Raw genomic sequence first — 20,971 nt, forward strand, 5'->3', positions numbered from 1 at the left:
GTGGCGCTCCTATATGTAAGGCACCCCGTTCTTCGCCACGGAGCTACTGCAATGACGAGCAGCGACCGGACGATCCTGCGCCTCTCCGGCCCCGACCGGATGGCCTTTCTGCAAGGGCTGGTCACCAACGACGTGAACCGCCTCTCGGACGGGCTGGTCTACACCGCGCTTCTGACCCCGCAAGGCAAGCTCCGGTCGGATTTCTTCCTGGTGCCCGCCGGTGATGACATCCTGATCGATCTGCCCGCGCTCGCGGGGACCGATCTTCTCAAGGCGCTGTCGCTCTACAAGCTGCGCGCCAAGGTCGCGCTGGAGGAGACCGCGATCAAGGTCTCCCGCGGGACCGGCCCCGCCCCCGACGGCGCGTTTCCCGATCCGCGCGATCCGCGCCTCGGCTGGCGCGCCTATGATGGGCGCGCCTCGGAGGACGGCGTCGATTGGGACGCGATCCGCGTCGCCGCCGGCATCCCCGAGTTCGGCATCGAGCTGACGCCCGAGAGCTTCATTCTCGAGGCCGGGTTCGAGCGTCTGAACGGCGTGGATTTCCGCAAGGGCTGCTATGTCGGCCAGGAAGTCACCGCGCGGATGAAACACAAGACCGAGCTGCGCAAGGGTTTGGCGATCGTCGCCGTCGATGGCACGGCCCCCGTCGGCACCGAGATCATCGCGGACGGCAAGGCGGCTGGCACGCTCTACACCCAGTCGAACGGGGCGGGCCTCGCCTATCTCCGCTTCGACCGCGCACAAGGCGAGATGCAGGCGGGCGAGGCCCGCGTCAGGAGACAGGCATGAGCACTCTTCCCGATCCCCTCGAAGACGTCCTCGGCAGCCCCGTGGCCACCTCGGAGCCGCTGTCTGGAGGCGATCTGGGGGAGCTGTCGCTGATCACCCTGCGCGACGGTCGCCAACTCGTGGCCAAGCGCGGCCCCGTGGTCGATGCCGAGGCGCGGATGCTCTCGGCGATGGCGCTTTTGAACGCGCCGGTGCCGCGGCTCCTTCATGCCGAGAAGGGGCTGATCTGTCTGGAATACCTCAAACCCGCCGAACCCGGCACCCGCGCCTGGCGCGATCTCGGGCAGGCGCTGTCGCAGATGCACAGCTGGGCCGGTCAGGATTACGGCTGGCGCGAGGATTACGCCTTCGGAACCGTCCGGCTCGACAACACGCCCGGTTCGGACTGGCCCGCCTTCTGGTCCGAGCGGCGGCTCCTGCCGCTGGCCGAAGACCTGCCCGCGCCGATCCGTGCCCGGGTCGAAGCGCTCGCGGCGGACCTGCCGAACCGCCTGCCCGCCGATCCGAAACCCGCGCTCCTGCATGGCGATCTCTGGACCGGGAACGTGATCTTCACCGAGGCGCAGGGCTATCTCATCGACCCGGCCTGCTATTACGGCGATGCCGAGGTCGATCTCGCGATGCTGAGCCTCTTCGGCACGCCCGACCCGACCTTCTGGCGTGGCTACGGGCGGCTCTCGGCCGGATCCGACGAGCGCCGACCGATCTACCAGCTCTTCCCGGCGCTGGTGCATCTGCAGCTCTTCGGAGACAGCTACCAGGGCCTCGTCACCCGTCTTCTCGACGAGGCGGGCGCCTGAGCGCCACGAAAAAGGGGGCCGCGCGGCCCCCTTCCCGTATCCGATCCCGACGGCGTCTCAGGCGCGCTCGGAATAATCCATCGTCTCGGTGTTCACGATGATCTTCTCGTCCTGCGCGATGAAGGGCGGGACCGAGATGCGCACGCCATTGTCGAGAACGGCAGGCTTGAAGGAGTTGGCCGCGGTCTGGCCCTTCACCACCGGCTCGGTCTCGACGACCGTGCAGGTGACCTTCTGCGGCAGCGTCGCGCTCAGCGCCTCGCTGTCGTAGAACTCGACGACGATGGTCATCCCGTCCTGCAGGAACGGCCGCCGCTCGCCGAGGATGTCGGCCGGCAGTTCGACCTGCTCGAAGGTCTCGGTATCCATGAAGGACAGCATGCCGTCGGTCTCGTAGAGGAACTGCATGTCCTTCTGTTCGAGCCGCACGCGCTCGACCTTGTCGGCGCTGCGGAACCGCTCGTTCAGCTTCGAGCCGTTGCGCAGGTTCTTCATCTCGACCTGGGCGAACGCGCCGCCCTTGCCGGGCTTCACGTGGTCGACTTTCACAGCGACCCAGAGCCCGTCATTGTGCTCCAGCACGTTGCCGGGTCGAATCTCGTTTCCGTTGATCTTGGGCATGTGACAAAACCATGGCAAAAGGTTGATCATATTTGGCCGCCACCTATATCTGGCCGGTAGCTGCCCTGCAAGCCAACCATATCTCGTGTCGCACCCGCAGCAAGCCATGCGAATGCCGAATGGGAGCTATGCGTTTGCGGGGTATTCGAATCGGGTGGAATAGGCCATAACGCCCCTCACGCTTGGAACCACAAGACCAATAATCAAAGGACACACCATGCGAGATTTCGTGGATGGAACGGCATTCAATGCGGAGCAAGGCAACCGTGCCCGCAAGCTCTTTGCCGCTGTCGTTCTCGCCGCCTTGGACGATGCCATTGCCGATGACAAGAAATACGGCAACGGCCCCGAACAGATCGCCCGCTGGGCACGCTCGCGCGATGGGCGCGAGGTGCTTTCCTGCGCCGGTATCGACCCCAACGAGCGTGTCGTTTCCGGCCTGATGGAGTTCGTCGCCAAGGGCGTCCGGACCTCGGTCGCCCTGTCGCGCGAAGAGAGCGAGCGCCGCAACGCGGCGGCACAGCAAGCAGAGGCTGCCTGACGGCCGCCCTGTTCCGCTGAACAGACCAAACAGAAAAAGACGCCTCCTTGCGGAGGCGTCTTTTTCATTTTCAGCGCCAAGGGTTGCGGGCCTGGCGCCTACTCGAACTCGGTTCCGCTCAGGGCGCGCTGGATCTCGCGGCGCACCAGCTTGCGGACGTTGCGCGTGATCCGCTCGCCAAGGCTGCCCTGCAGCTCCTGGCGCACAATATCGGACACCATCTCGCGCAGCATGTCCTCGTCGATGAGGGCCGCCCGCTCCTGCCGCATCGCCGCGGCAAGGTCGAGGCGGTGTTCACCGCTGGCCGTGGCAGTGCGGCGCGGCGTCACGGTATCGTGCTCGCCAGGCGCAAACCGGGTGCTCGCATCGATCGTCGGCCGCGCGGGACGCGTCGGGATCACGCGCTCCGGAGCCCGGCCTCGCGGCGCGGGTGGCACCGGCTCGTCTTCGGGCTCGTCGATGGTCTCGGGATAGGTCTCGGTCGCGACCGCCTCTTCGACCGCATCGTCGAGATCGGCATCCTGCCAGGGCTGCGCCTCGCCGAGGATCGCAGCGAAGGCGGCATTTCCACCGGAGCCGTCCTCGCCGTCCCATTCCTCGTCCGAGCGCGCGATCATCGCTTCGAGCTCGGCGATCTTCTGCTCAAGGCTGACCTTGATGCGGTCGCCCGTCTCGCCCTGCTCTCCCGCATCAGAGGTCGGGTCCGCTTCGCGCGCAGCCGTCACCGACGCGCGCTGCGCCTCGTCATCCTGAACCGAGGCCGGACCGTCGGATTCCCAGTCGTCCTCCGAGGCCGCGTCGTTGAATTGATCTTCCGTTGCGTCGACCTCCGCACCGATCTCTGCGGGCTCCCAGTCGTCGTCGCTTTCATCCTCGGTTTCCTCGGATGCCAGGGCCTCGGTCACGGCGGCGATCTCGCTCCGGACCAGACGTTCGAGCATCGCGCGCGCACCGGTTCCGGACGTGCCCGATGTCTCGAGCTCCTCGGCGACGTCCATCGACGTATCAGGTTCGTCGGCCAGAGCGTCGGCGCCGTCCGCTGCGCCCTCGAGCACATCGTCCTCGTCCGCGTCGTCGTCCCAGGCCGCCTCGTCTTCGAGCTCGGCCAGGTCGTCGTCGTCCTCGTGATCGGACCCGTAGAGAGCTGCGTCGAACTCGTCGTCTTCCGCGCCGGTCGCGCGCCGAAATTCGAACTGATCGCGCGTTTCCGTCGCGCTGTCCGGCTGGGACAGGCTGTCCCGCTCGTGCAGGAACTGGCTGTCCTCGGTCTGCGTGTCCGCGACGACCTCATCCAGGTCGATCTGCGCCTCCGTTTCCTCCGCGTCGAAGGCCTCCGGCTCGGGCTCGGACGGCTCTTCATCCGGCACGCGGAGCGCCGGCGACAGGACGAGCTTTTCGGACAGCGCCGGACCGCCGAACGAGGATCTGTCCGGGGAGGGCCGCGCCGGTGGGGCCGAACTGCGACCGCTCTCGGCCACCAGACGGCGGATCGACGAGAGCACGTCCTCGATTTCGCTATTGCTTACGGGTTTCGACATATCTGCACCATTCTGCCTCGACGCGAGCCTACTGAGACGCCCGAGTCGGAGCAACAGATGGAGAAAATTCTACTCTTTTCCCAGCGCCTTCAGGACACGATCCAGCTGATCGCCCTGCTTTGTTCTGAAAGGAGCATCCTTTACCAGCTTGTAGTACTCGGTCGGATCGTAGCGCTGGACGGGGAGCCGCAGATCCTCGGCGGTGAGCTGGCCGATGGCAGCGAGCACGTTATAGGCCGCGAGATACTCGTCGACCGTTGCCGAAATCAGCGTGGTCCGGGCGTCGAGAAGCTCCTGCTCGGCATCGAGCACGTCGAGCGTGGTGCGTGCGCCGAGGGTCGCCTCTTCCCGGACGCCCTCGAAGGCCACGCGCGAGGCGCGGACCTGGTTCTGACCGGCGGCGATATTGGCGCGCGCAACGTTGAGCTGGACATAGGCGTTGGCGACGGTCTGGCGGACCTGCTCGGTGACCTGGAGCAGGAGCGCGCGCTGCTGGTCGCGCTCGGCCATGGCCTGACGCACCAGCGAGGACAACTCGCCGCCGCGATAGATCGGACCCGTGGCGCCGAGGCTGATCTCGCCGGTCTGCGCCCAGGCGTCGCCATCGAGGCTGTCGCTGAACCCGGCGCGGCCCTGAAGGGTCACGGTGGGCTTGCGCTGAAGCTTCGCGATCGCGATGCCCAGCTCGGACAAGGTCACGCGGCGCTGCTGGGCGCGAATCTCGGGATGGGTCCGAAGCGCCACGCCGGTGGCCGCATCGACGCTGCCCGGGAGGCTCGGCAGCGCGGAGGGCGGCTGCAGCGGTCCGGGCCGGCTGCCGACGGCGGCCAGGTATTCCTCTTGCGCGATCACCACGTTGCCCTGCGCCACCGCAAGCGCCGACCGGGTCGCGGCCAGACGCGCTTCGGCGAGAGAGACATCCGTGCGGGTCACTTCGCCCACTTCGAAGCGGTCGCGCGCGGCGCGCAGTTCCTGCTGGATCAGCCGGTTGTTGCTTTGCCGCAGATCGACGTTCAGAAGCGCGCGACGCAGTTCGAAAAACGCCTCGGTCGCGCGCAGGAAGACCTGCTGCTCGGTCGAGATCAGCTCGTCGCGCGCGACGAGCACCGCCTCCTTGGCGACATCGACGCCCATCTTGTTGCGGCCGAAATCATAGACGGTCCATTCGGCCGAGAGGCCCAGGATCGCGCTGTCCTCGACCTGCGACACCGACTGAGAAACGCCCGGCAAGCCGCTGAAGGTCTTGGTGTATTCGCGCTGGATCTCGGCGCTCCAGTTCAGCACCGGGCGCAGCTCGGCCACCGCCTGCGCGACATCTTCGTCGGCGGCGCGCAGCACCGCGCGGTTCTGGTCGATGAGACCCGAGGTCTTGTAGGCGCCGACCAGCGCATCCGCGAGCGTGTCGGACTGGGCGGCTTGCGCCGCGGCCAGTGACAGGAACGCCGCCACCACGGGCCGCAAGAATCTGCGCGGAATCATATCAACCAATCCCTTTTCAACGGCACAAGAGAGCCCTGTTCTCATCCAAAATTGCCGCGGGCAGCGCCCGCCATCGCCTCAGAGTGCGAATTCCGTCTTGCGCTCGAACCCCTTCAGGATAGGCGCGCCGGCGTTGAACGCGAAGCGCCAAGTGAGATGGCCATCGAGCTTGTGGCCGATCCGCACCGTCCCGAGTGCCTTGTCCATGAAAATGCAGGCGATCCGCCCGCCCTCCTTGAGCTGGTCGGCAATCCCCTCCGGCAGCACCTCGATCCCGCCCTCGATGATGATCGCATCATAGGGGCCGTGCTCGGGCGCGCCCTCGGCCATCGGGCCTTCCTTGAGGATCACGGCGTCGGCATGGTGCTCGGCCAGAAGGTCCTGCGCCTCACGGGCAAGGTCCTCCTCTTCCTCGACCGCCACCACGGCCTCGGCGATCTGGGCGATCACCGCGGCCGAGTAGCCGTAGCCAGAGCCGATATCGAGCACGAGCATGCTGTCATCGAGCGCCAGCGCGTCCAGCATCTTGCCGAAGGTGCGCGGCTCGAGAACGACACGCCCCTTGGAGAGGGTGACGTTCTCGCTCGCATAGGCGACCTCGGCCTTTTCGCTCGGCAGGAACGCCTCGCGCGGGACGTCGAGCATCGCCGCGATGATGGGAAACTTGGTTACATCCGACGGGCGCACCTGGGTGTCGACCATCATCCGGCGGCGCGAGGCGAAATCTGTCATCTGCCAAACTCTTCCGTTCAGATCCTTCAAGAGGGTTCTGACACAGAAGGACAATGGCGGCAACGCGCGCCGAACCTCGACCGGCGCCTTTCAGCGCCCGGCGGATCCGGCGCGCCTCGTTATTCCGCTTGGGTGGCGCTCGGGGTCGCCTGAACCGGCGCCGGGCGCGTTTCGTTCGCGAGCGCGAGGACGATCACGAGAACCGGAATGGCCACGATCCCGCCGATCGGCCCCCAGAACCAGAGACCGAAGACCAGAACCGCGAAGACGAGAAGCGGGTTCAGCGAGACATGTTTGCTGACGAGCGACGGGGTGACGAACTGCGCCTCGGCCATGTTCAGGGTCAGGTAACCCACCAGGGGCGCGACCACCATGAAGCCGTCATAGTTGATCAGCCCCGACAGCAGGAGGCCGAGCATCATCACCCCCGGCCCGACATAGAGCACGAAGTTCAGAAGCGCGGCGGCCAGTCCCCAGACGATCGGCAGCGGCAGGCCGATGGCCGTCAGATACGCCATCAGCGCGAAGCCCAAGGCGAAGTTGATGATCGTGATGGTCACAAAGTAGCGCGACACCAAGTATTCGGCGGTGTGAAAGCGCCGACGGATCGAGGTGGTCTCGCCCGCGCTCCCGATGCGCTTGGCGAGCGAGCCGTAGACCTCGAGCCGCGTCACGAGGAAGAAGTAGAACGTCCCCGCGAAGATCAGCGCCTTGCCGAGGATCAGCGGCGCGAGAAACACCGCATCGGTCGCCGAGGGCAGTTTGGCAGCGGGGCTGTCCTCGCCATCGCTGCTGCTGTCCTTGGCCACGTCGCTGGCAGCACCCAGCGCTTCTGTCATCTCTTCGTTCATGTCCTCGATATTGCGGAAAGTCTGCTGCATGTCGAAGATGAGACCGCGCAGTTCCAGCTTGATCGAGGGCACGGCCTCCATGATCCGGCGGAAGATCGGCTCGAGCGCGAAGATCAGGGCCACCAGCGCCAGGACCGTGGCCAGAAGAATCAGGAACGCGCCGTAACCCTCTTTTATTCCGAGCTTTTTGAAGAGGTCCATGATCGGTGCGAAGATGACGCCGGTCACCACCGCGAGCGTCATCGGCGCCGCGATGTCGCGGGCGAGCGACAACACCGCGCCACAGACGACGATGGCGATCAAGAGGATCGGCACACGGATATTGTCGGGAACGTCGCGCATCGAAAGTCCTTTGGATCAGGGCGCGGGACGCGGGTCCCGCAGGAGGTCAGTCAGTTCCGCCGAAATCTTGGATCAGTCGGCGTGCTGATCACCGGTCTTGCGCGGTGCGCGGGTGCGTCGGCCTGCGGTGAACCCGACGATCAACCCCTCGATGATATGCGCGACGGGCAGCGCCATCGCCTCCGAGGTCGTGGCCGGAACGGGACGCGGCGGCAGACGGCCCACCATGCGGGAGATTGCGAAACAGATCAGTCCGAGACCGAAGAAGAGACCGCCCAGAACTTGCGCAGCAAAAAGAGCGCCCTTCCAGGCGCTTAAAATCATGAAAAGGGCCGATCCGAGAAAGGCAATCCCCGTCAGCAGGAAGACGAGGCCGACAATAGAAAAGGCCGCCGCCCGGGCCTTTCGGCGGGCGGCGAACTCTAGGTAAGGAAAGAAGCCCATTCTTACTTCCGAGAGGTCACGAGACCGATCAGGAACCCGACCGCGACCGCGATGCCGACCGCGGTGCCCGGCTGGCGACGGATCGATTCAAGCACTTGATCCTGGGTATCGTGCGCGTAGCGCTGCGCGTCGTCGAAGCGCTCACGGCCTTCGCGGCGCAGCCGCTCGATCCGGTCACGCGCCATCTCGACGGTCTCGTCCTTCCGACGCACGCCGATCTCGGTGATCATGTCGGTCAGCGATGCGAGGTCGGCCTTCAACGCGGCCATCTGGTCCGCGAGTGCGTCCACGTCGTTGCCAGCCGCTTGGTTGGCGCGGGCTTCCGCTTCTTTCAGCTTGGCTTCCGCCATCTCTTGTCCTCCTGGACGAATTCGTTGCGGTAGGAAACGCAGACACAGGTCCCAAGGTTCCCGCTTTTGCTCAACCTTCCGTACCGGGATTGCGCTTGACGCTGACGCGCGCGGCTTCTACACGGAGCATCACTCTGGCGAGGCGAGTTGGCGGAGTGGTGACGCAGCGGATTGCAAATCCGTGTACACCGGTTCGATTCCGGTACTCGCCTCCAATGCTTTCAGACACTTGCGTCACCTTCTTCTTCCTTGTGCTCGATGTTTGAAACAGCCGTTGAAACATTCACGTTTCGGTCTTGTTCTGTTCAAAGCTGTCGCGCAGCTTCTGCGCTCTTGTAGCCAGCTCCCGCTGACGAACCCTGCCTCCGTATTTTTTCAGCATCTCAACCCCGGAGTGGCCGGTTACGGCCTTAACCATCTCGTCGTCACAACCTGACTGATAAAGCTCGATGGTCGCGTTCTTCCGAAGGCCATGTGTCACGTATGACGTCGCATCCGGATGCTTCATGCGCGCCTTCACCTTCCGCATTTCCTCGGCGATTACGCGATACGTCACTGGCCGCCCCTGAGCGTCAGTGACGAGCCGAACGCCCTTCTTTTCAACCGTGGCCAGATACGCCTTCAGACGGTCGGTGAGAGGTATCCAAAGTTTTTTGTCGCCCTTGCCTTGGGTGAAGTCGTACTCACCATCTTTGAAGTGGCCCCAGGTCATTTTGATAACATCGCCGATCCTCTGACCCGTCCCGAGACAAAGTTCATAGACAAGACGAGCGCGGTCTGGAGCGAGCGCCTCGAACTCCTCGCGGACACTGTCAGGCCACGGCTGCCAGCCGTCACTCTCCTGCTTGAAGAGCGGGACGCCTTTGGCCGGGTTGTGCTGTTCGGATTTCAGGTAGCCGATCAGGTGGGCGTGGTTCATCAGGACCACGAGGACCTGGACCAGATAGTTCGCTGCACGCCAACGGTCCGCGTTCGCGCGGTGCAGTTCGTACACGTGGCGGCGCTCCACTTTGGCAGGGTCCTTGTCACCCCAAATCTTGCGGATGTGCCCGATGTACTTCCTGTAGTCAGCTTGCGTCCGGGGTTTCCGGCTCTTGAAGGAATCGCTCTCGTAGTAACTGAGGATCAGTGCCTCGAATGTGCGCTTCGACGGGATCGGCTGTCTGCCCGTGAGGAGGAGTTTATAGTGCGTCCAGAACTCGTCTGAGCCGGGCTCCTCCTTCATCATGACGGACTGCCCACGCGAGCGGCGGATGAAGCGGATGTATCCGCGATCCTCGTACACGTACTTGGGCAGCGCCTTTTTTGTCATCGGAATTTATCAACCCATCTTGAGGTCTTCGGTGAGGAAGTCGTCACCGCCCTCAGGGTCGGCCATAGAGGCGTCAATAGTCACCGACATATCGGGCTTGCACTCAGCTTTTACTCGCGCCCAGCCAGCATCGCGCGCCTCACGTATCAGCGTGACCATCATCTTACGGGCTTGCGTTTGAGGGCTGTCAGCCATCTGCAGCCCCTGCCAAATCAGCCAAGGCGCGCAGCACGTGCGCGCTCAGCTTGGTGACGGTCTCGCGAAGCATCGGGTCATAGTTCAATCCCTCCGCCTCAAAACGCAGCTTCCAGGCGTAAGCCCGATAATCCCCTTCCTCTGTTCCCCATCGGTGGTTTTGCCAATCTGGGTTGAAAAGCTGCAATTCAACCTGCGGTGCACAGGCGATGCGCAGAGAGATTTCATCCCAGTCCATGACGCCCGAGGCGGGGTTTTCTGCGAAGTGTTCCGCCCACATCGCCAGAGCATCTCCAAGCGTGGCGGGGCAGTCAGCCAATTCCGGCGGCAACATGCGATTTCCGTCCGGATCAGTGGCGGGCAATTTGCGGCTCTCCCCCCAAACCGAAAAATCGCGGAAGCCGCCGCCGTCGCCTGGATCAACGGAGACTGAGAATGTGCGCAAAGCCAAAATCCTTCGGACTTCCTCAGCCGCTTTGGTCGGCGCAGCGGTGGTAAGAGCGCAGACGATAGCCGTGGCAAAGTCCTGAGGGGCCATGCGGGTTGCGTTGCGTCCACGACCGCCCGAGGAAAACAGGCCTTCTCGACGCACGAGTTTCACAAGCGAGTTCACCCTGGGCGCGTCTCCGCCCAAGGTTCCCTCAATCCAATCTGATAGATCGCGCAGCGTTGCCATGCTTAATGGAATAGCATTCCGATTTCTGCCGCGCAAGCCCTTTGGAATAAAATTCTGATTGAGCGCATTCACGCTCGGAACGGCTCGTGGCTCGGGCTGAACTGCCGCGCGATCTTGTACGCCTCGCGGTTTGAGCGCTCGATCTCTTTGAAGCCGGTGAGCGCCTCGCTTGTCAGCCAGTAGAGCGCTTGGTGCATGTCCGGATAGTCCAGGTCGATCCGGTGCGTCGCCAGTTCGTTGATGAGTGTCAGCGCGGCGCGGATCGCTTCGGAGGAATCATCCTGGTCCTCGAAGACGACCATCTTCGCCGAGATCGCGCGCAGGGCCTCCAGCGGCTCTTTGGGGAGCGATGCCTCGTAGGCCTCCTGACGCTGGCGGAGCGCTTTGACTTCCTCCACGTGCTTCTCGTGAACGCGCTTGCACGTGCAGGCCTGCCCGCTCACGTTGTTATTCTCCCATTCGGAGACGGGGCGCGGCGCTTCGGCCTTCGTCTCTGCGGGCGCGGCGGCGGTGATTTTGCTGATATCGGTCATTTGGTTTCTCACAGTTGGTGGCTTTCTAGGGCCGTGCCAGCGTCGGGCTGGCGCCGGGGTGCTAGAAACCTCCTGTGAGAGAGGCGCGACGCTTTTCCGCGAACGGTCTTGCATGGCGTCGCCACCCCGACATAAGCTGGTCGGGTGAGCGATGCGCCGCCAAGCGCTCGCGGTTCGACCGGTCTTCCGCGCCAACGGAAGAAACCTCGCCAAAGGTTGTCGGTCTATCACAGTCCGGGTTTCTAGGCCCACGGACACGTTGCCCTCAAATCGTCACGCGATCAAGAGCGCCCTTCGGGGTGCGCGTCGGCATCTGCTGCGCTTCGGGCTTCAAACTCGTCCACGGCTTCAGCCGAGATGCGGATCATGCGCCCGACCCGGAAGTGCTTCAGCTGGCCGCTACGACAGAGCTGACGCACGGTCTCGGAGGAACAGGCCCAACGGTCTGCGAGACTGTCAGGGGTATGCGGTGGCCGCGTCATGGCCTGTGACTTTCGGAAGACCGCTTAGCCGGATCATCTCCGAGAGCCACCGGAGGCAACGGCGACAATCTGCGCTTCCGGAAACTCGGGCCGTCCGACGCTGATCTCTTCGAAGATCCGGACAACTTCATCAGCGTGGCGCTCGATCTCGGCCAACAAAGGGTCTTTCACGCCTCTCCTTGTCAGCAGCCGACATGCTGAGCTGATTATTTGGACGTGGTTCTTGAGGTCGTGTTCTTTTTTTGAACGGCAGTGCAATCTCTGAGCGTCACGGAACGCTTCCATTCTGTTTCCTCCCTTAGCGATTGCCACCCATTTGCCTGAGCCGGGAGTGCATTTTCGGGAGTCACACTAACATGATTCCCCCGCAAATGCGCAACGCTAGTTTTGCATCTTTCGAATCCGCGCCTGGCGAGCGTCGTCGAAGAACTGGACAAATCAAGGAATTGCGTCCCGCGCGACATCCCCGTCAAACATCGCAGCGGTGAGCTTGTGGTCTGACCGCTGCGGCAAGGTCTTCGCACCGGGTGGTGCGGCAGACTTCGAGTAAGCCCGATCCATCCAGACCCGGTCCATCTCCAGAAGTGCCGAAACGTGGTGCGGCTCCAGCGGCACGCGCATCAGACGCGCCCAGGCGTCGATCTCGGTGAAGGCCAGAGCGTTCGGCCCGGCGGGGCCGCAGGAACGTGCGCGGGAGAGCTGCAGAAAAGCGTTCCAGAGCGGCTCCGAGCCTTCGGGCGGCATAGGAGCCCCGCCCTTCAAGTGACGTTCCAACGCGGCGCAGAGAAGGCGTGAGAGACGATCCTGCATGGCTTACCGGAACTGAGCGCCTTCGCGCTGCAGCTCTGCCTTGAGGCGCAGGAGGTTCTTTCGCTTCACGATCTCAGCCCCGACATATCCCTCCGGAATGACCGGCAGCACCTGCAGTTCCGGCGGTGGAACATTGACCACCGGAGCGGCTTGCGCCGGCATGTTGATCGCGGGCGGTGCGTAGCTGGGCGTTTGGGCCGCGCTCGCTATGTTTCCGGCTCCAGGTTTGGTGGTATCCTCCACGTTCTCGCGCGGATGCATGACGGCCAGGAAACCGCCCTTGCCGTCCAGCCCGCCGGTGCGCGGGCCGTTACCGGTCCAGCCGCCGCCATCGAAGCTGAGAAGTGATCCGAGACCCTCGAAGAACCCACCTCCTGCGCCGCTATCGGCGAGACCGAGGATCGCTTTCTGGAACTGGATTTTGGCGATCTCCAGAAGAAGCTGGATCACCGCCTCGCGGGCCGTCATGGCCCCTGTCGCGATGCCGAGAAACAGGTCGGACATGCGCTGAGCGCCCTTTTGGGTGTGATCCTCGATCTCCTGCAGGCGGTCGGCAGCGTCATCGGCTGCGGTGCCTGCCTGGCTCAGAGACAGCGCCAGCTTGTCGATCTCGGCGGTCAGCTCGGGCGTGAGGTCTTTGCCCTCTTGCTGCGCCTCGAAGAGAAGCTTCGCGCGGGTCTTGGCATATTCGATGGCATCGCCGTATTCGCGACCGCTCTCAGCCGCCGCGACCAGAGCTGCCGCTTCCATTTCCAGGAGCCGGACCTCTTCCTGCATGCGCTCGACCTCGCGGGCGTATCCGTCCACGTTGCGCGAACCACCGCCACCGCCTCCCGACGATCCACCACCGCCCGAGCCGCTGCCCTTCTCAGGATCAGGTTGGCCGAAGCTGGCGTTGACCGAGGGCAGTTTCGGGCGAAGAGAAGCGCCGGGAGCTACGGGCGTGTCCCTGCCGTCCATGTAGAGGCGAGGATCGCCACCGCGCCCGGAATAGACCTTGTCACCCTGCGCCTCGGTCGCTGCCGTCGCCGCGATCTCGGCCCGCGTGATCCGCGCCTGGTCGGCTGCAGCAGCCAGCGCCGAGATCAAACCACCGATGCGGGCGATGACATTTCCGAAGCCCACGCCGTCGATCTCGCCCACTGCGTTGACCGTGTCGCCCGCCGCCCGGGTCGTGGTCTCCAGTTCGGTCCGGAAGCTCTCCGCGTCGATCTGGCCGTTCTGGAATGCCGCCGCGCTGTCCCGCATGCCTTGCGCCATATCGAAGAGTGCCATGGCCTCTTCGGCGAAGCCCGCGTTCCCGAGCGCCAGAACGATCCCGTCGATGGCGTTGGCCACCTCGTTGGCTTCCTGCACAAGCGCGCTGTGCTGCGCCTCCAGGTCCTGCAGCGCCAGCGCCTGGTTCTCGGTCACCGCCGAGAGCCGATCCTCGCCAAGAAGCGCCTGCATGCGCTCGATCTGCGAGAGCATGTCGCCGACCTTGTCGCCGTCGAAGGCGTCCTCGATGGACGTGGCCAGTTCCACCACGATGGTCTTGGCCAGCGAAGAGACGCGCGCCTGCACCTCGGCGAACTTGCGGTCGAGTTCCGCCGCCTTGGCGATGGTTTCGGCATCCATGACGATGCCCAGCTCGTTTGCGCGCTCGGCCAGCCGCCGCAGGCCTTCGTCACCCTGGCTCAGAAGCTCGACGAAGCGCTCGCCGCCGGTGCCGCCAAACACCTCGTCGGCCACCCGGATTTGCGCCGCACGGTCGAGACCCTCCATCCTGTCCACGAGTTCGAGAAACAGCTCGGACGGGTCTTCGAGACGGCGCTTCAGGTCGGTTGCGTCGAATCCCAGACGTCGGAAGGCCTCGGAGGCGGGACCGGCCCCGGTGACAATGAACTCGTCGGCGCGGAGCTGAAGCTCTTTCAGCCCGTCCACCATCGCGCCCACATCGATCCGGTTCTGCTCGGCGATGAACTTCAGTTCCTGGAAGGCCTGAACCGAAAGGCCCGCACGCTTGGCCTGTTGCTCGATCTCGGCGAGGCTCCGGACGGCGCTGCTCGCACCCGTCGTCAGGGCCGCAACGCCGGTTGCCACTGTGCCTGCGATGAACGCCTTTCCGAAGGCTCCGATGCGGCTGGAGGTGGTCGCCAGCGCCTGGTTGATCCGGTTGGTGGATCGGACCATGTCGCGTTCCATCGCCGCCGTGGCGCTGCGAGAGCGTCTCTGGAGGCCCTGGTAGGACCGCGTCCCGGTGCGCTCGGCTCTGGCCATGTTGCGCTCGAAGTCCCGGATGCGGGCCTCCAGCGCGACGATCAGGCGTTCTTCATCCATTGCGCGACCTCATTTTCGCAAAAGTGTTGTTGCGGCGGAAAGGAAGAATGGGCCCTGAGATGCCACTTTCGCGCCGTGGTTGCCCGGCTGTTTGGATTGGCACACCGCGACTAAGCGGCGGCGCATCCGACGGCCTTTTTTCGTCTCGCGGATGTGCCGCCGCTCTTTTCATGCGAGGAACATCTCCTCGGTGAACCAGTCGGCGGAGGTGGTCAGCCCGCTTTCATCAGCCGCGCATCGCGCCACGGCCATAGCGGAAGCTACGGCTCCGTCGATCTTGTCGCGGCTCTTGCCCTTGTGGAACGCGCGGTTTCCAGCGGCGTCGGTGCGGACCTCGATATTGGCGAAGTTCCAGCGCAGGATCGGATGACCGCCGTGCCTGAAGCGCCCGCCGATAATAGCGCGCTCCAGTTCCTTGACCGCTGGAGCCATCGTCACCCAGCCCTGGCGCATCTCGACCGCCGGGAAGCCGTCTTCGAGAAGGTTGTTCAGCATGTTCCGCGCGAGGTGCGGGTCGAAGGCAATCTCCTGCACGTTGAACCGGGCGCAGAGTTCGCGCACCTGGTCCTCGACCACGCGGAAGTCCACGACATTCCCCTCGGTGGGGGTAAGTTGGCCCTCTTTGGCCCAGACCGTGTAGGGCACGCCGGAGAGGTCTTCGCGGTCGCGCAGGTTCTCTTCCGGGCAGAAGAACCAGGGATGCACCTGGAAGCCATCCTCGCCGTCCCTCCAGCACGCCACGATGACGGTCAGGTCGGAATTGCTTGAGAGGTCCACGGCCAGGAAGCACGGCGCTTGCTCGGCCTCCAGCGCGTCGAGATCGACCGCACCCGCGCCCTCGTCATAGATCGCCATTTCCACGAAGGGATCGGTGGCGTGGTCGAGCCAGATGTTCAGATTGAGCTGGCGGAACGCCTCCCGGTCACCGATCCGCCGGGAGCCTTCGCGGGCGAGTTGCCGCAGACCCTCGATGTCGGGATAGCCATGCCGCAGGCCGGGATTGATGCGATACCAGAGCGCCTCGTCCTGCCAGTCGCAGTCCGCCGGTGCCTCGAAGAGCACGGGCAGGATAGACGGGTCATCGACCTCGCCACGCGCGACCTTGCGGGCATCGTCCACGATGTCCCAGGCAATGTTTTCCTGACCGCGTCCGGCAGTCGTCGCCACCACCAGAAGCGAGCCGGGTGTCTTCACGAGACCGGAGCGCAGCACGTCCCAGAGATCGCGCTTTTTCCAGGCGTGCAATTCGTCGGCCAGGACAAAGACCGGTGTTCGCCCGTGCTGTGTGCCCGCATCCGCCGAGATGGCTTCGCAGAAGCTGCCGAGCTTCGGGTAACGGATGCGGTTGCGGTAATCGAGCGTCCGGACATGGGGCGCGATCCGAGGATGCGCTGTCATCAACCCGCGCAGCTCGTCATAAGCGATACGGGCCTGCTTGCGATCCGATGCCGCCGTGATCACCTCGCCAACCGGAACAGCCTCAGGCCCGACAGTGTGCAGCGCTTCGAGAGCGGCTGCGAGGCTGGTTTTGCGATTGCCGCGCGGCACCAAGATCACTGCCGTCTTGACGATCCGGCTGCCGTCCTCGTGACGCGGGCCGTAGATGCGCCGCACGATCCGTTCCTGCCACGGGTCTAGCTGGAACGCCTTGCCGCTCTTCGGATGCCGGAGCATGCGCAAAAACCGTACAGCGCGATCTCCGAAGCCCAGCGGATCGGGGATCTCCGAGCCGTCGTAAATCCACTCAGGAAAGGTCGAGCGGGTCGTCGCCGTCATCGTCCGCGTCCTCCCTGATTGCGGGGCGCGAGCGCGAGACCGGTGTCAGGCCCAGCTCTGCGGCGAGAAGCCGTGAGCGCGTCATGGCGTCGGATTGAATGCCCACCGCCGGGTTGCGCTTCATGCGGCCCTCGATGTCCTCGATGATGTGGCCATGGGTCTGCAGATGCTCTTCCATCTGCCGCACCGTGCCGATGGCCATGCAATAATTCTCGACCGAGCCAAGGTCCGCGTCGGTCAGGATGCGGCGCTCGGTCAGGATCGGCATGATCCGCCGCCACTCCTGCGCCGCCTCGGGAGTCATCCATGCAGGCGGAGGCAGACTGTCGATAGCGTCGGGATCGGTTCTCAGCTCGGGCTTTGTCCCTCTCATGGCCGCACCTCCCGACAGCGCAGCTCGAGCCCTTGCCGGTGGCCCAGCTCGACCATCTCCTCGATGTCGAAGCCCAGACCATCGAAGAGGATGCGGTCCTCGTCCTGAAGGTCCGCGAGATAGCGCGTGCGGAAGACCACGGTGGTCTCAGAGGTCTCACCGGGACCGCGCAGGAACTCCTCGGTGCTGCGCTGGACCAGTTCGGCGCGCAGCGTGGCAAAGGTGGTCCAGGCCTCCTCGGGCGTGCCCGCGTCGTTGATCGTCGCGGTGGCGCGCTGCGCCTCTATCACGTGCCGCATCTTTCCCGACTTCATGCGACCTCCAGAACCAGAACCTCGACCACCATGACGCCATGCGAGCTTTCGCCATCGGGATCGGACATTGCGCGGGTGCTGGAGACTTTCCAATCCGCACAGTGAAGACCGACGCCGAGGTCGAGACGCTCGGAGCGGATGGCAGCACGGATTGCCGCCATGATCGCTTTCACGCCTTCCCGCGATGGCTCCGTCTTCCAGACATGGATCGTGTGATAGACGCGCGACCGGTTGCGCTGGAGGCTGGTGCCGGTATCGACCACCTGCGCCTTGCCGATGACGATGCCGGGGCGCGGTGCCGGGCTGGCGTTGCGGTCGAGAATGGAGCTTGCGGGCACGAGATCGGTGACCGCCGTGGTCGCGACCAGGCGCTTGCGAATGGCGATCTGAACCGCGAGATCGACCGACATCAGCGCGCCTCCCGCACGGCCTTGGAGATCGCCCGCTTGATGCGGCGCTCGGCCTTGGGTTTTGCGAGCCGGAAACCCGGCCAGAAGAACGGCTGCGCGGGATGGTGGCTGGTGCCGTATTCCTGGAGGTGCGGATAACGGACATCGGTGCTCCCCGCCGTGATCGCCACCTGGTTCTCCGGAACCGTGAAGCTGCCGCCCGGCTGCGAATAGGGCGGCGTGGTCTGGTTCGGCAGCGTCACGGCGATGGAGCCGATCAGGTCGCCACTATCCTCTGGCGCGAGCGCTTCCATCGCCTCGGCGATCTCGTATCCACCTTGTGCCAGCGCGGGCACCACGGCGCGGCGCACCTCGTGCGGGATCGCCCGCATCCGCCTCTGGAACCTGGAGAGACCGCCATCCGACATCAGAAGGTGAACTCCTGGTATCCGCTGACGAGTTCGCGGACACCGAAGGGCACCTCGCGCGCGCCTTCGGACGCAGCCTCGCGTTGCTCGTACCACCACGCCGCAAGCTGGCTGACCGCTTCGATCAGCGCGGGCGGGATCGGGTCCTGGTCCACACCGCCAAAGGTCTCCTCGATCTTGAAGCCGAGAAGCCGCTCGACATGGTCATGCGCCGCGTCAAGCTTGCGCTGCATGAGCGCGTCGTCTGCCGTCCCGATGTCATCAGTGAAGGCGAGCTGCTCTTTCAGTTCGGCGAGGAGAACGATGGCCACGGCTCAGCCTTACGGTGCCGCCGCGTCCACGCGGACCACGTTCGAATTGACCCAGAGAGCCGCGTTCAGCTTCATCACCGAATTGGCCTCATCATAGGCCTCGTAGGCGCTGGCCACCTTGGCGATGAAATAGCGCTCGGACGGCGTGCCACCGGCGGGTGCGTCATCGAACTCGACCTTGAAGGCGTAGTCGTGGATTTCCTTCTCGGCGGCGATCACGGCCTGCTGGCCCGCGTCGGCATAGTCGATGCCCATGATCACCTGCATCGGCTCGGCAGCGCGCGCGCCCTTTAGCCGCTTGGTGCGCTTGTCCGAGAGCGAGGTGAAGTTGATCTCGGCGGACGTGTCGCCGAGCGTGCCGAGGTTCTCCAGTTCGTTGATCTGAACCCAGGTTTCGCCGGAAAAGTCCGCCAGAACAAAATCGGCGCTTTGCTGTGCTAGCACGCCTCCGATGTAGAGCTTGGAGCCAGCGGTTGCGTAGATGGTCATTGGTATGCACCTCGCGAGTGGCGGCGCTCTTCGCGTTGTTTCGCGCCTGAATGATGGGATTTGCAGAGGCTCTGCAGGTTCGTCGGGTCGAGACGCCGCTCGGGAGCGAGCCGTCTCGGGATGATGTGATCCACGTCTGTCGCGGGCTTTCCGCAGCGGACGCAGGCGGGATAGTTCGCCAGGTGTCGCGCGCGCAGTTTCCGCCAGTCGGTGTCATAGCCACGGGCCGCAGCGCTCGGACGCTTGGCGTCGAACCGGGCTTTCCGCTCTCGGTCCCGTGCCGCCTGACACGTGCAGCGCGAGCCGGGAGCGACGATGTCTCCGCATCCGCAGATGCGCGGCCCTTTCGATGGCATGGCAGTCTCCGGAATGCGGGCGAGGCTTTGCCCCGCCCGCTGGTCTTGCCGTCCTTGACCCACCGTGGCTGACGCCTGCGGAGCGAAGGGAGGACGGCTTGCCGCTTTTGGGCCGACCAGATGGCCCTCAAAGGAGGTCGCTCCGCAAAACATATTCAGGTCACCGGCGCGTCTGCCGGGTGGCCCTTGATGACCAGGACGCCCGCCGCGATGGACGTGCCGCCGTTCTTGGTCAGGACCGTGCGGACATACCGCTTGGTGCCGATGTAGCCGACCTTCACAACGCCATCGGCGGTGAGGCTCGCCGGGAACGTGCCCACGAGCCGATCCGCCGCGACATCGGTGAAGTCGCCGGGCGTGGTCGTGTCGCTTTCCTGAAGCGTCGGAGTGAAGTCTCCGCTCGACACGATGGCCCCGGTATTGATGACCACCGCCGCGCTCTCGAAGCCGAGAAGGTCGATCGCTGCGGAGGTGTTCGTGGCCGACAGGACCGCAGGCGCGACCGCCTGCGTGATGCCGATATTGGGTGCGATGTCACGCATGGGTGTCTCCTCAGCTTGTGGACATCTTGAGCTTGCGGAAGCGCGCCGCCTGGACGACGCGGCCCCCGACGCGGCGGGTGGCGTGAATGCGGGTGAGACCCTTCGTCGCCAGCAGGTACGGGTTCACCAGGATCGACATCGAGAGGCGATCCACGATGCGGTAAGCGGAGAAATCGCCGTAGAGGATCGGGAATGCGCCGGAAGCGATGTCGGGCATATCAACCACCTCGATCACCGGACGCCCGAGGATGGTCTCCGGCTGGCCCGCCTGGAAGCTCGGCTGCCAGAGAAACCGACCATCGCCGTCCTTCAGTGTGCGGAGAACGCCGAGCGTGGTGCCGTTCATCGCCCAGGTGCCAGCGTTCCGGTACATCGCCGGAAGCGCGTACATGAGGGCAATGAGCTGGTCAGGCGAGATCGCCGTGGTGGAGCCGTTTAACGTCTCGGCGATGTCGGGATGGGTCATCAGGCCTTCCGGCTGACCGACTCCCGAGCCGCTCACGAAGGCGAGGCCTTCTTTCTGGCCGAAGTCCTCGGCCAGCGCGAGCCGGACCTCTGCCTCGGAGGTGCCGCCGCTGTCGGCCAGAAGTTCATTCGAAATATCGACATAGGTCATCAGCTTGCGGGCCGTGACCTCAACCTGGCCGAAGGTGACGGTGCTTTCTTCGCTGTCCTCGGCCTCGCCCTCCCACTGCGCGTTGGTGATGCCGGTGCGCTTGGGATACTTGACCGAAGGGGCTGTGATGCCGCGCACGCTCGCCACAGACCGGATCGGGGAATATTCGACCAGGTCGCGGATGAACTCCGAAGACATCTCGGCAGGCGCAAGATAGCCGCCTTGCTCGTCATTGGAGACAGTGAGCGCCTTGACCTCTTCGTCGGTCGCGCCGTTGCCCTTGCGGAGATAGGTGCCGAACGCCTTGCGCTCCGCCACTGCCGTCTCGTCGGGATCGTCGCCGCCTTTGGCGCGGTTTGATTTGGCTTCGAGCTTGTCGAGACGCTCCACGATCTTGGACGTGTCGGACTTCGCCTCGATCTCACCGAGCCGCTTTTCGACGGTCTCGGTCAGGTCGCCGATGGCCTTGGTGACAATGTCATCCGGCTCGTCGCCGCCGCCGTCTTTCAGGGTCAGGGCCGTGCTGCCGCGCAGCTCGGTCGTCTTGATATGCCGCATGG

28 protein-coding genes and 1 tRNA gene are annotated in these 20,971 nt (G+C 64.5%); 4 read left to right on the forward strand and 25 right to left on the reverse strand.

The window, feature by feature from the left end:
• Both ygfZ and ACFQ4E_RS03290 read left to right on the forward strand, forming a co-directional pair.
• Positions 1-792 (forward strand): CAF17-like 4Fe-4S cluster assembly/insertion protein YgfZ, encoded by a 792-nt coding sequence (ygfZ, locus tag ACFQ4E_RS03285; protein ID WP_386801492.1) that lies wholly within the window; start codon positions 1-3, stop codon positions 790-792.
• Positions 789-1,592, forward strand: a complete 804-nt coding sequence (locus ACFQ4E_RS03290) for a fructosamine kinase family protein (protein WP_386801493.1) — start codon at positions 789-791, stop codon at positions 1,590-1,592. Before ygfZ ends, ACFQ4E_RS03290 begins: the two co-directional genes overlap by 4 nt.
• A 57-nt stretch (positions 1,593-1,649) precedes the next feature.
• Here the strand turns inward: ACFQ4E_RS03290 and efp are convergent, their stop codons facing one another.
• The gene (gene efp / locus ACFQ4E_RS03295; protein WP_386801494.1) at positions 1,650-2,213 is read right to left on the reverse strand and encodes an elongation factor P; all 564 of its coding nucleotides are present in this window, start codon (positions 2,211-2,213) and stop codon (positions 1,650-1,652) included.
• 217 nt (positions 2,214-2,430) lie between these two features.
• Here efp and ACFQ4E_RS03300 point away from each other — a divergent pair, with 217 nt between their 5' ends.
• Positions 2,431-2,754 (forward strand): DUF6280 family protein, encoded by a 324-nt coding sequence (locus ACFQ4E_RS03300; RefSeq protein WP_386801495.1) that lies wholly within the window; start codon positions 2,431-2,433, stop codon positions 2,752-2,754.
• Between the two features lie 98 nt (positions 2,755-2,852).
• Here the strand turns inward: ACFQ4E_RS03300 and ACFQ4E_RS03305 are convergent, their stop codons facing one another.
• From ACFQ4E_RS03305 to ACFQ4E_RS03330, 6 genes are all read right to left on the reverse strand, one after another.
• A complete protein-coding gene (locus ACFQ4E_RS03305; RefSeq protein WP_386801496.1) occupies positions 2,853-4,292 on the reverse strand; it encodes a hypothetical protein in 1,440 nt (479 codons plus the stop codon).
• A gap of 69 nt (positions 4,293-4,361) precedes the next feature.
• On the reverse strand, positions 4,362-5,771 hold the full coding sequence (locus ACFQ4E_RS03310; RefSeq protein ID WP_386801497.1) for a TolC family outer membrane protein: 1,410 nt from the start codon (positions 5,769-5,771) through the stop codon (positions 4,362-4,364).
• 78 nt (positions 5,772-5,849) lie between these two features.
• Positions 5,850-6,503 (reverse strand): protein-L-isoaspartate O-methyltransferase family protein, encoded by a 654-nt coding sequence (locus ACFQ4E_RS03315; RefSeq protein ID WP_386801498.1) that lies wholly within the window; start codon positions 6,501-6,503, stop codon positions 5,850-5,852.
• 119 nt (positions 6,504-6,622) lie between these two features.
• Complete coding sequence (locus ACFQ4E_RS03320) at positions 6,623-7,696, reverse strand: AI-2E family transporter (RefSeq protein WP_386801499.1); 1,074 nt, start codon at positions 7,694-7,696, stop codon at positions 6,623-6,625.
• 72 nt (positions 7,697-7,768) lie between these two features.
• Complete coding sequence (locus ACFQ4E_RS03325; RefSeq protein ID WP_386801500.1) at positions 7,769-8,140, reverse strand: hypothetical protein; 372 nt, start codon at positions 8,138-8,140, stop codon at positions 7,769-7,771.
• A 2-nt stretch (positions 8,141-8,142) separates the two neighbouring features.
• Complete coding sequence (locus ACFQ4E_RS03330; RefSeq protein WP_386801501.1) at positions 8,143-8,490, reverse strand: hypothetical protein; 348 nt, start codon at positions 8,488-8,490, stop codon at positions 8,143-8,145.
• A gap of 141 nt (positions 8,491-8,631) precedes the next feature.
• Here ACFQ4E_RS03330 and ACFQ4E_RS03335 point away from each other — a divergent pair.
• A tRNA-Cys gene (locus tag ACFQ4E_RS03335) sits at positions 8,632-8,705 on the forward strand.
• Between the two features lie 68 nt (positions 8,706-8,773).
• Here ACFQ4E_RS03335 and ACFQ4E_RS03340 read toward each other — a convergent pair.
• From ACFQ4E_RS03340 to ACFQ4E_RS03425, 18 genes are all read right to left on the reverse strand, one after another.
• A complete protein-coding gene (locus tag ACFQ4E_RS03340; RefSeq protein WP_386801502.1) occupies positions 8,774-9,802 on the reverse strand; it encodes a site-specific integrase in 1,029 nt (342 codons plus the stop codon).
• A 9-nt stretch (positions 9,803-9,811) separates the two neighbouring features.
• Positions 9,812-9,997 (reverse strand): hypothetical protein, encoded by a 186-nt coding sequence (locus tag ACFQ4E_RS03345; protein ID WP_386801503.1) that lies wholly within the window; start codon positions 9,995-9,997, stop codon positions 9,812-9,814.
• Complete coding sequence (locus ACFQ4E_RS03350) at positions 9,990-10,745, reverse strand: hypothetical protein (RefSeq protein WP_386801504.1); 756 nt, start codon at positions 10,743-10,745, stop codon at positions 9,990-9,992. Before ACFQ4E_RS03350 ends, ACFQ4E_RS03345 begins: the two co-directional genes overlap by 8 nt.
• Positions 10,742-11,206 (reverse strand): hypothetical protein, encoded by a 465-nt coding sequence (locus ACFQ4E_RS03355; protein ID WP_386801505.1) that lies wholly within the window; start codon positions 11,204-11,206, stop codon positions 10,742-10,744. Before ACFQ4E_RS03355 ends, ACFQ4E_RS03350 begins: the two co-directional genes overlap by 4 nt.
• Positions 11,207-11,487: 281 nt before the next feature.
• Positions 11,488-11,688 (reverse strand): helix-turn-helix domain-containing protein, encoded by a 201-nt coding sequence (locus ACFQ4E_RS03360; RefSeq protein WP_386801506.1) that lies wholly within the window; start codon positions 11,686-11,688, stop codon positions 11,488-11,490.
• Between the two features lie 33 nt (positions 11,689-11,721).
• Positions 11,722-11,973, reverse strand: a complete 252-nt coding sequence (locus ACFQ4E_RS03365) for a hypothetical protein (RefSeq protein ID WP_386801507.1) — start codon at positions 11,971-11,973, stop codon at positions 11,722-11,724.
• Between the two features lie 153 nt (positions 11,974-12,126).
• Positions 12,127-12,432, reverse strand: a complete 306-nt coding sequence (locus ACFQ4E_RS03370) for a phage tail assembly chaperone (protein WP_386801508.1) — start codon at positions 12,430-12,432, stop codon at positions 12,127-12,129.
• A gap of 69 nt (positions 12,433-12,501) precedes the next feature.
• On the reverse strand, positions 12,502-14,817 hold the full coding sequence (locus ACFQ4E_RS03375) for a hypothetical protein (protein ID WP_386801509.1): 2,316 nt from the start codon (positions 14,815-14,817) through the stop codon (positions 12,502-12,504).
• 168 nt (positions 14,818-14,985) lie between these two features.
• A complete protein-coding gene (locus ACFQ4E_RS03380; protein ID WP_386801510.1) occupies positions 14,986-16,593 on the reverse strand; it encodes a terminase large subunit in 1,608 nt (535 codons plus the stop codon).
• The gene (locus ACFQ4E_RS03385) at positions 16,562-16,966 is read right to left on the reverse strand and encodes a phage terminase small subunit P27 family (protein WP_386801511.1); all 405 of its coding nucleotides are present in this window, start codon (positions 16,964-16,966) and stop codon (positions 16,562-16,564) included. The genes ACFQ4E_RS03380 and ACFQ4E_RS03385 overlap by 32 nt, the downstream gene beginning before the upstream one ends.
• Positions 16,963-17,280 carry a phage head closure protein gene (locus ACFQ4E_RS03390; RefSeq protein ID WP_386801512.1) on the reverse strand — a complete coding sequence of 106 codons (318 nt, stop codon included), beginning with the start codon at positions 17,278-17,280 and terminating at the stop codon, positions 16,963-16,965. Before ACFQ4E_RS03390 ends, ACFQ4E_RS03385 begins: the two co-directional genes overlap by 4 nt.
• On the reverse strand, positions 17,277-17,690 hold the full coding sequence (locus ACFQ4E_RS03395; protein ID WP_386801513.1) for a DUF3168 domain-containing protein: 414 nt from the start codon (positions 17,688-17,690) through the stop codon (positions 17,277-17,279). The genes ACFQ4E_RS03390 and ACFQ4E_RS03395 overlap by 4 nt, the downstream gene beginning before the upstream one ends.
• A complete protein-coding gene (locus ACFQ4E_RS03400) occupies positions 17,690-18,097 on the reverse strand; it encodes an HK97-gp10 family putative phage morphogenesis protein (protein WP_386801514.1) in 408 nt (135 codons plus the stop codon). Before ACFQ4E_RS03400 ends, ACFQ4E_RS03395 begins: the two co-directional genes overlap by 1 nt.
• The gene (locus ACFQ4E_RS03405; RefSeq protein ID WP_386801515.1) at positions 18,097-18,408 is read right to left on the reverse strand and encodes a head-tail connector protein; all 312 of its coding nucleotides are present in this window, start codon (positions 18,406-18,408) and stop codon (positions 18,097-18,099) included. Before ACFQ4E_RS03405 ends, ACFQ4E_RS03400 begins: the two co-directional genes overlap by 1 nt.
• Positions 18,409-18,417: 9 nt before the next feature.
• Entirely contained in the window at positions 18,418-18,897 is a 480-nt protein-coding gene (locus ACFQ4E_RS03410) for a hypothetical protein (RefSeq protein ID WP_386801516.1), read from the reverse strand.
• Positions 18,894-19,406: an HNH endonuclease gene (locus ACFQ4E_RS03415; protein ID WP_386801517.1), complete on the reverse strand. Its 513-nt coding sequence runs from the start codon at positions 19,404-19,406 to the stop codon at positions 18,894-18,896. Before ACFQ4E_RS03415 ends, ACFQ4E_RS03410 begins: the two co-directional genes overlap by 4 nt.
• Before the next feature lie 2 nt (positions 19,407-19,408).
• Positions 19,409-19,795, reverse strand: coding sequence for a hypothetical protein (locus tag ACFQ4E_RS03420; RefSeq protein WP_386801518.1), 387 nt, complete (start codon positions 19,793-19,795; stop codon positions 19,409-19,411).
• A gap of 10 nt (positions 19,796-19,805) precedes the next feature.
• The gene (locus ACFQ4E_RS03425) at positions 19,806-20,969 is read right to left on the reverse strand and encodes a phage major capsid protein (RefSeq protein WP_386801519.1); all 1,164 of its coding nucleotides are present in this window, start codon (positions 20,967-20,969) and stop codon (positions 19,806-19,808) included.
• Positions 20,970-20,971 lie beyond the last annotated feature (2 nt).

The organism is Litorisediminicola beolgyonensis, assembly GCF_042679605.1.
Lineage (GTDB): Bacteria > Pseudomonadota > Alphaproteobacteria > Rhodobacterales > Rhodobacteraceae > Litorisediminicola > Litorisediminicola beolgyonensis.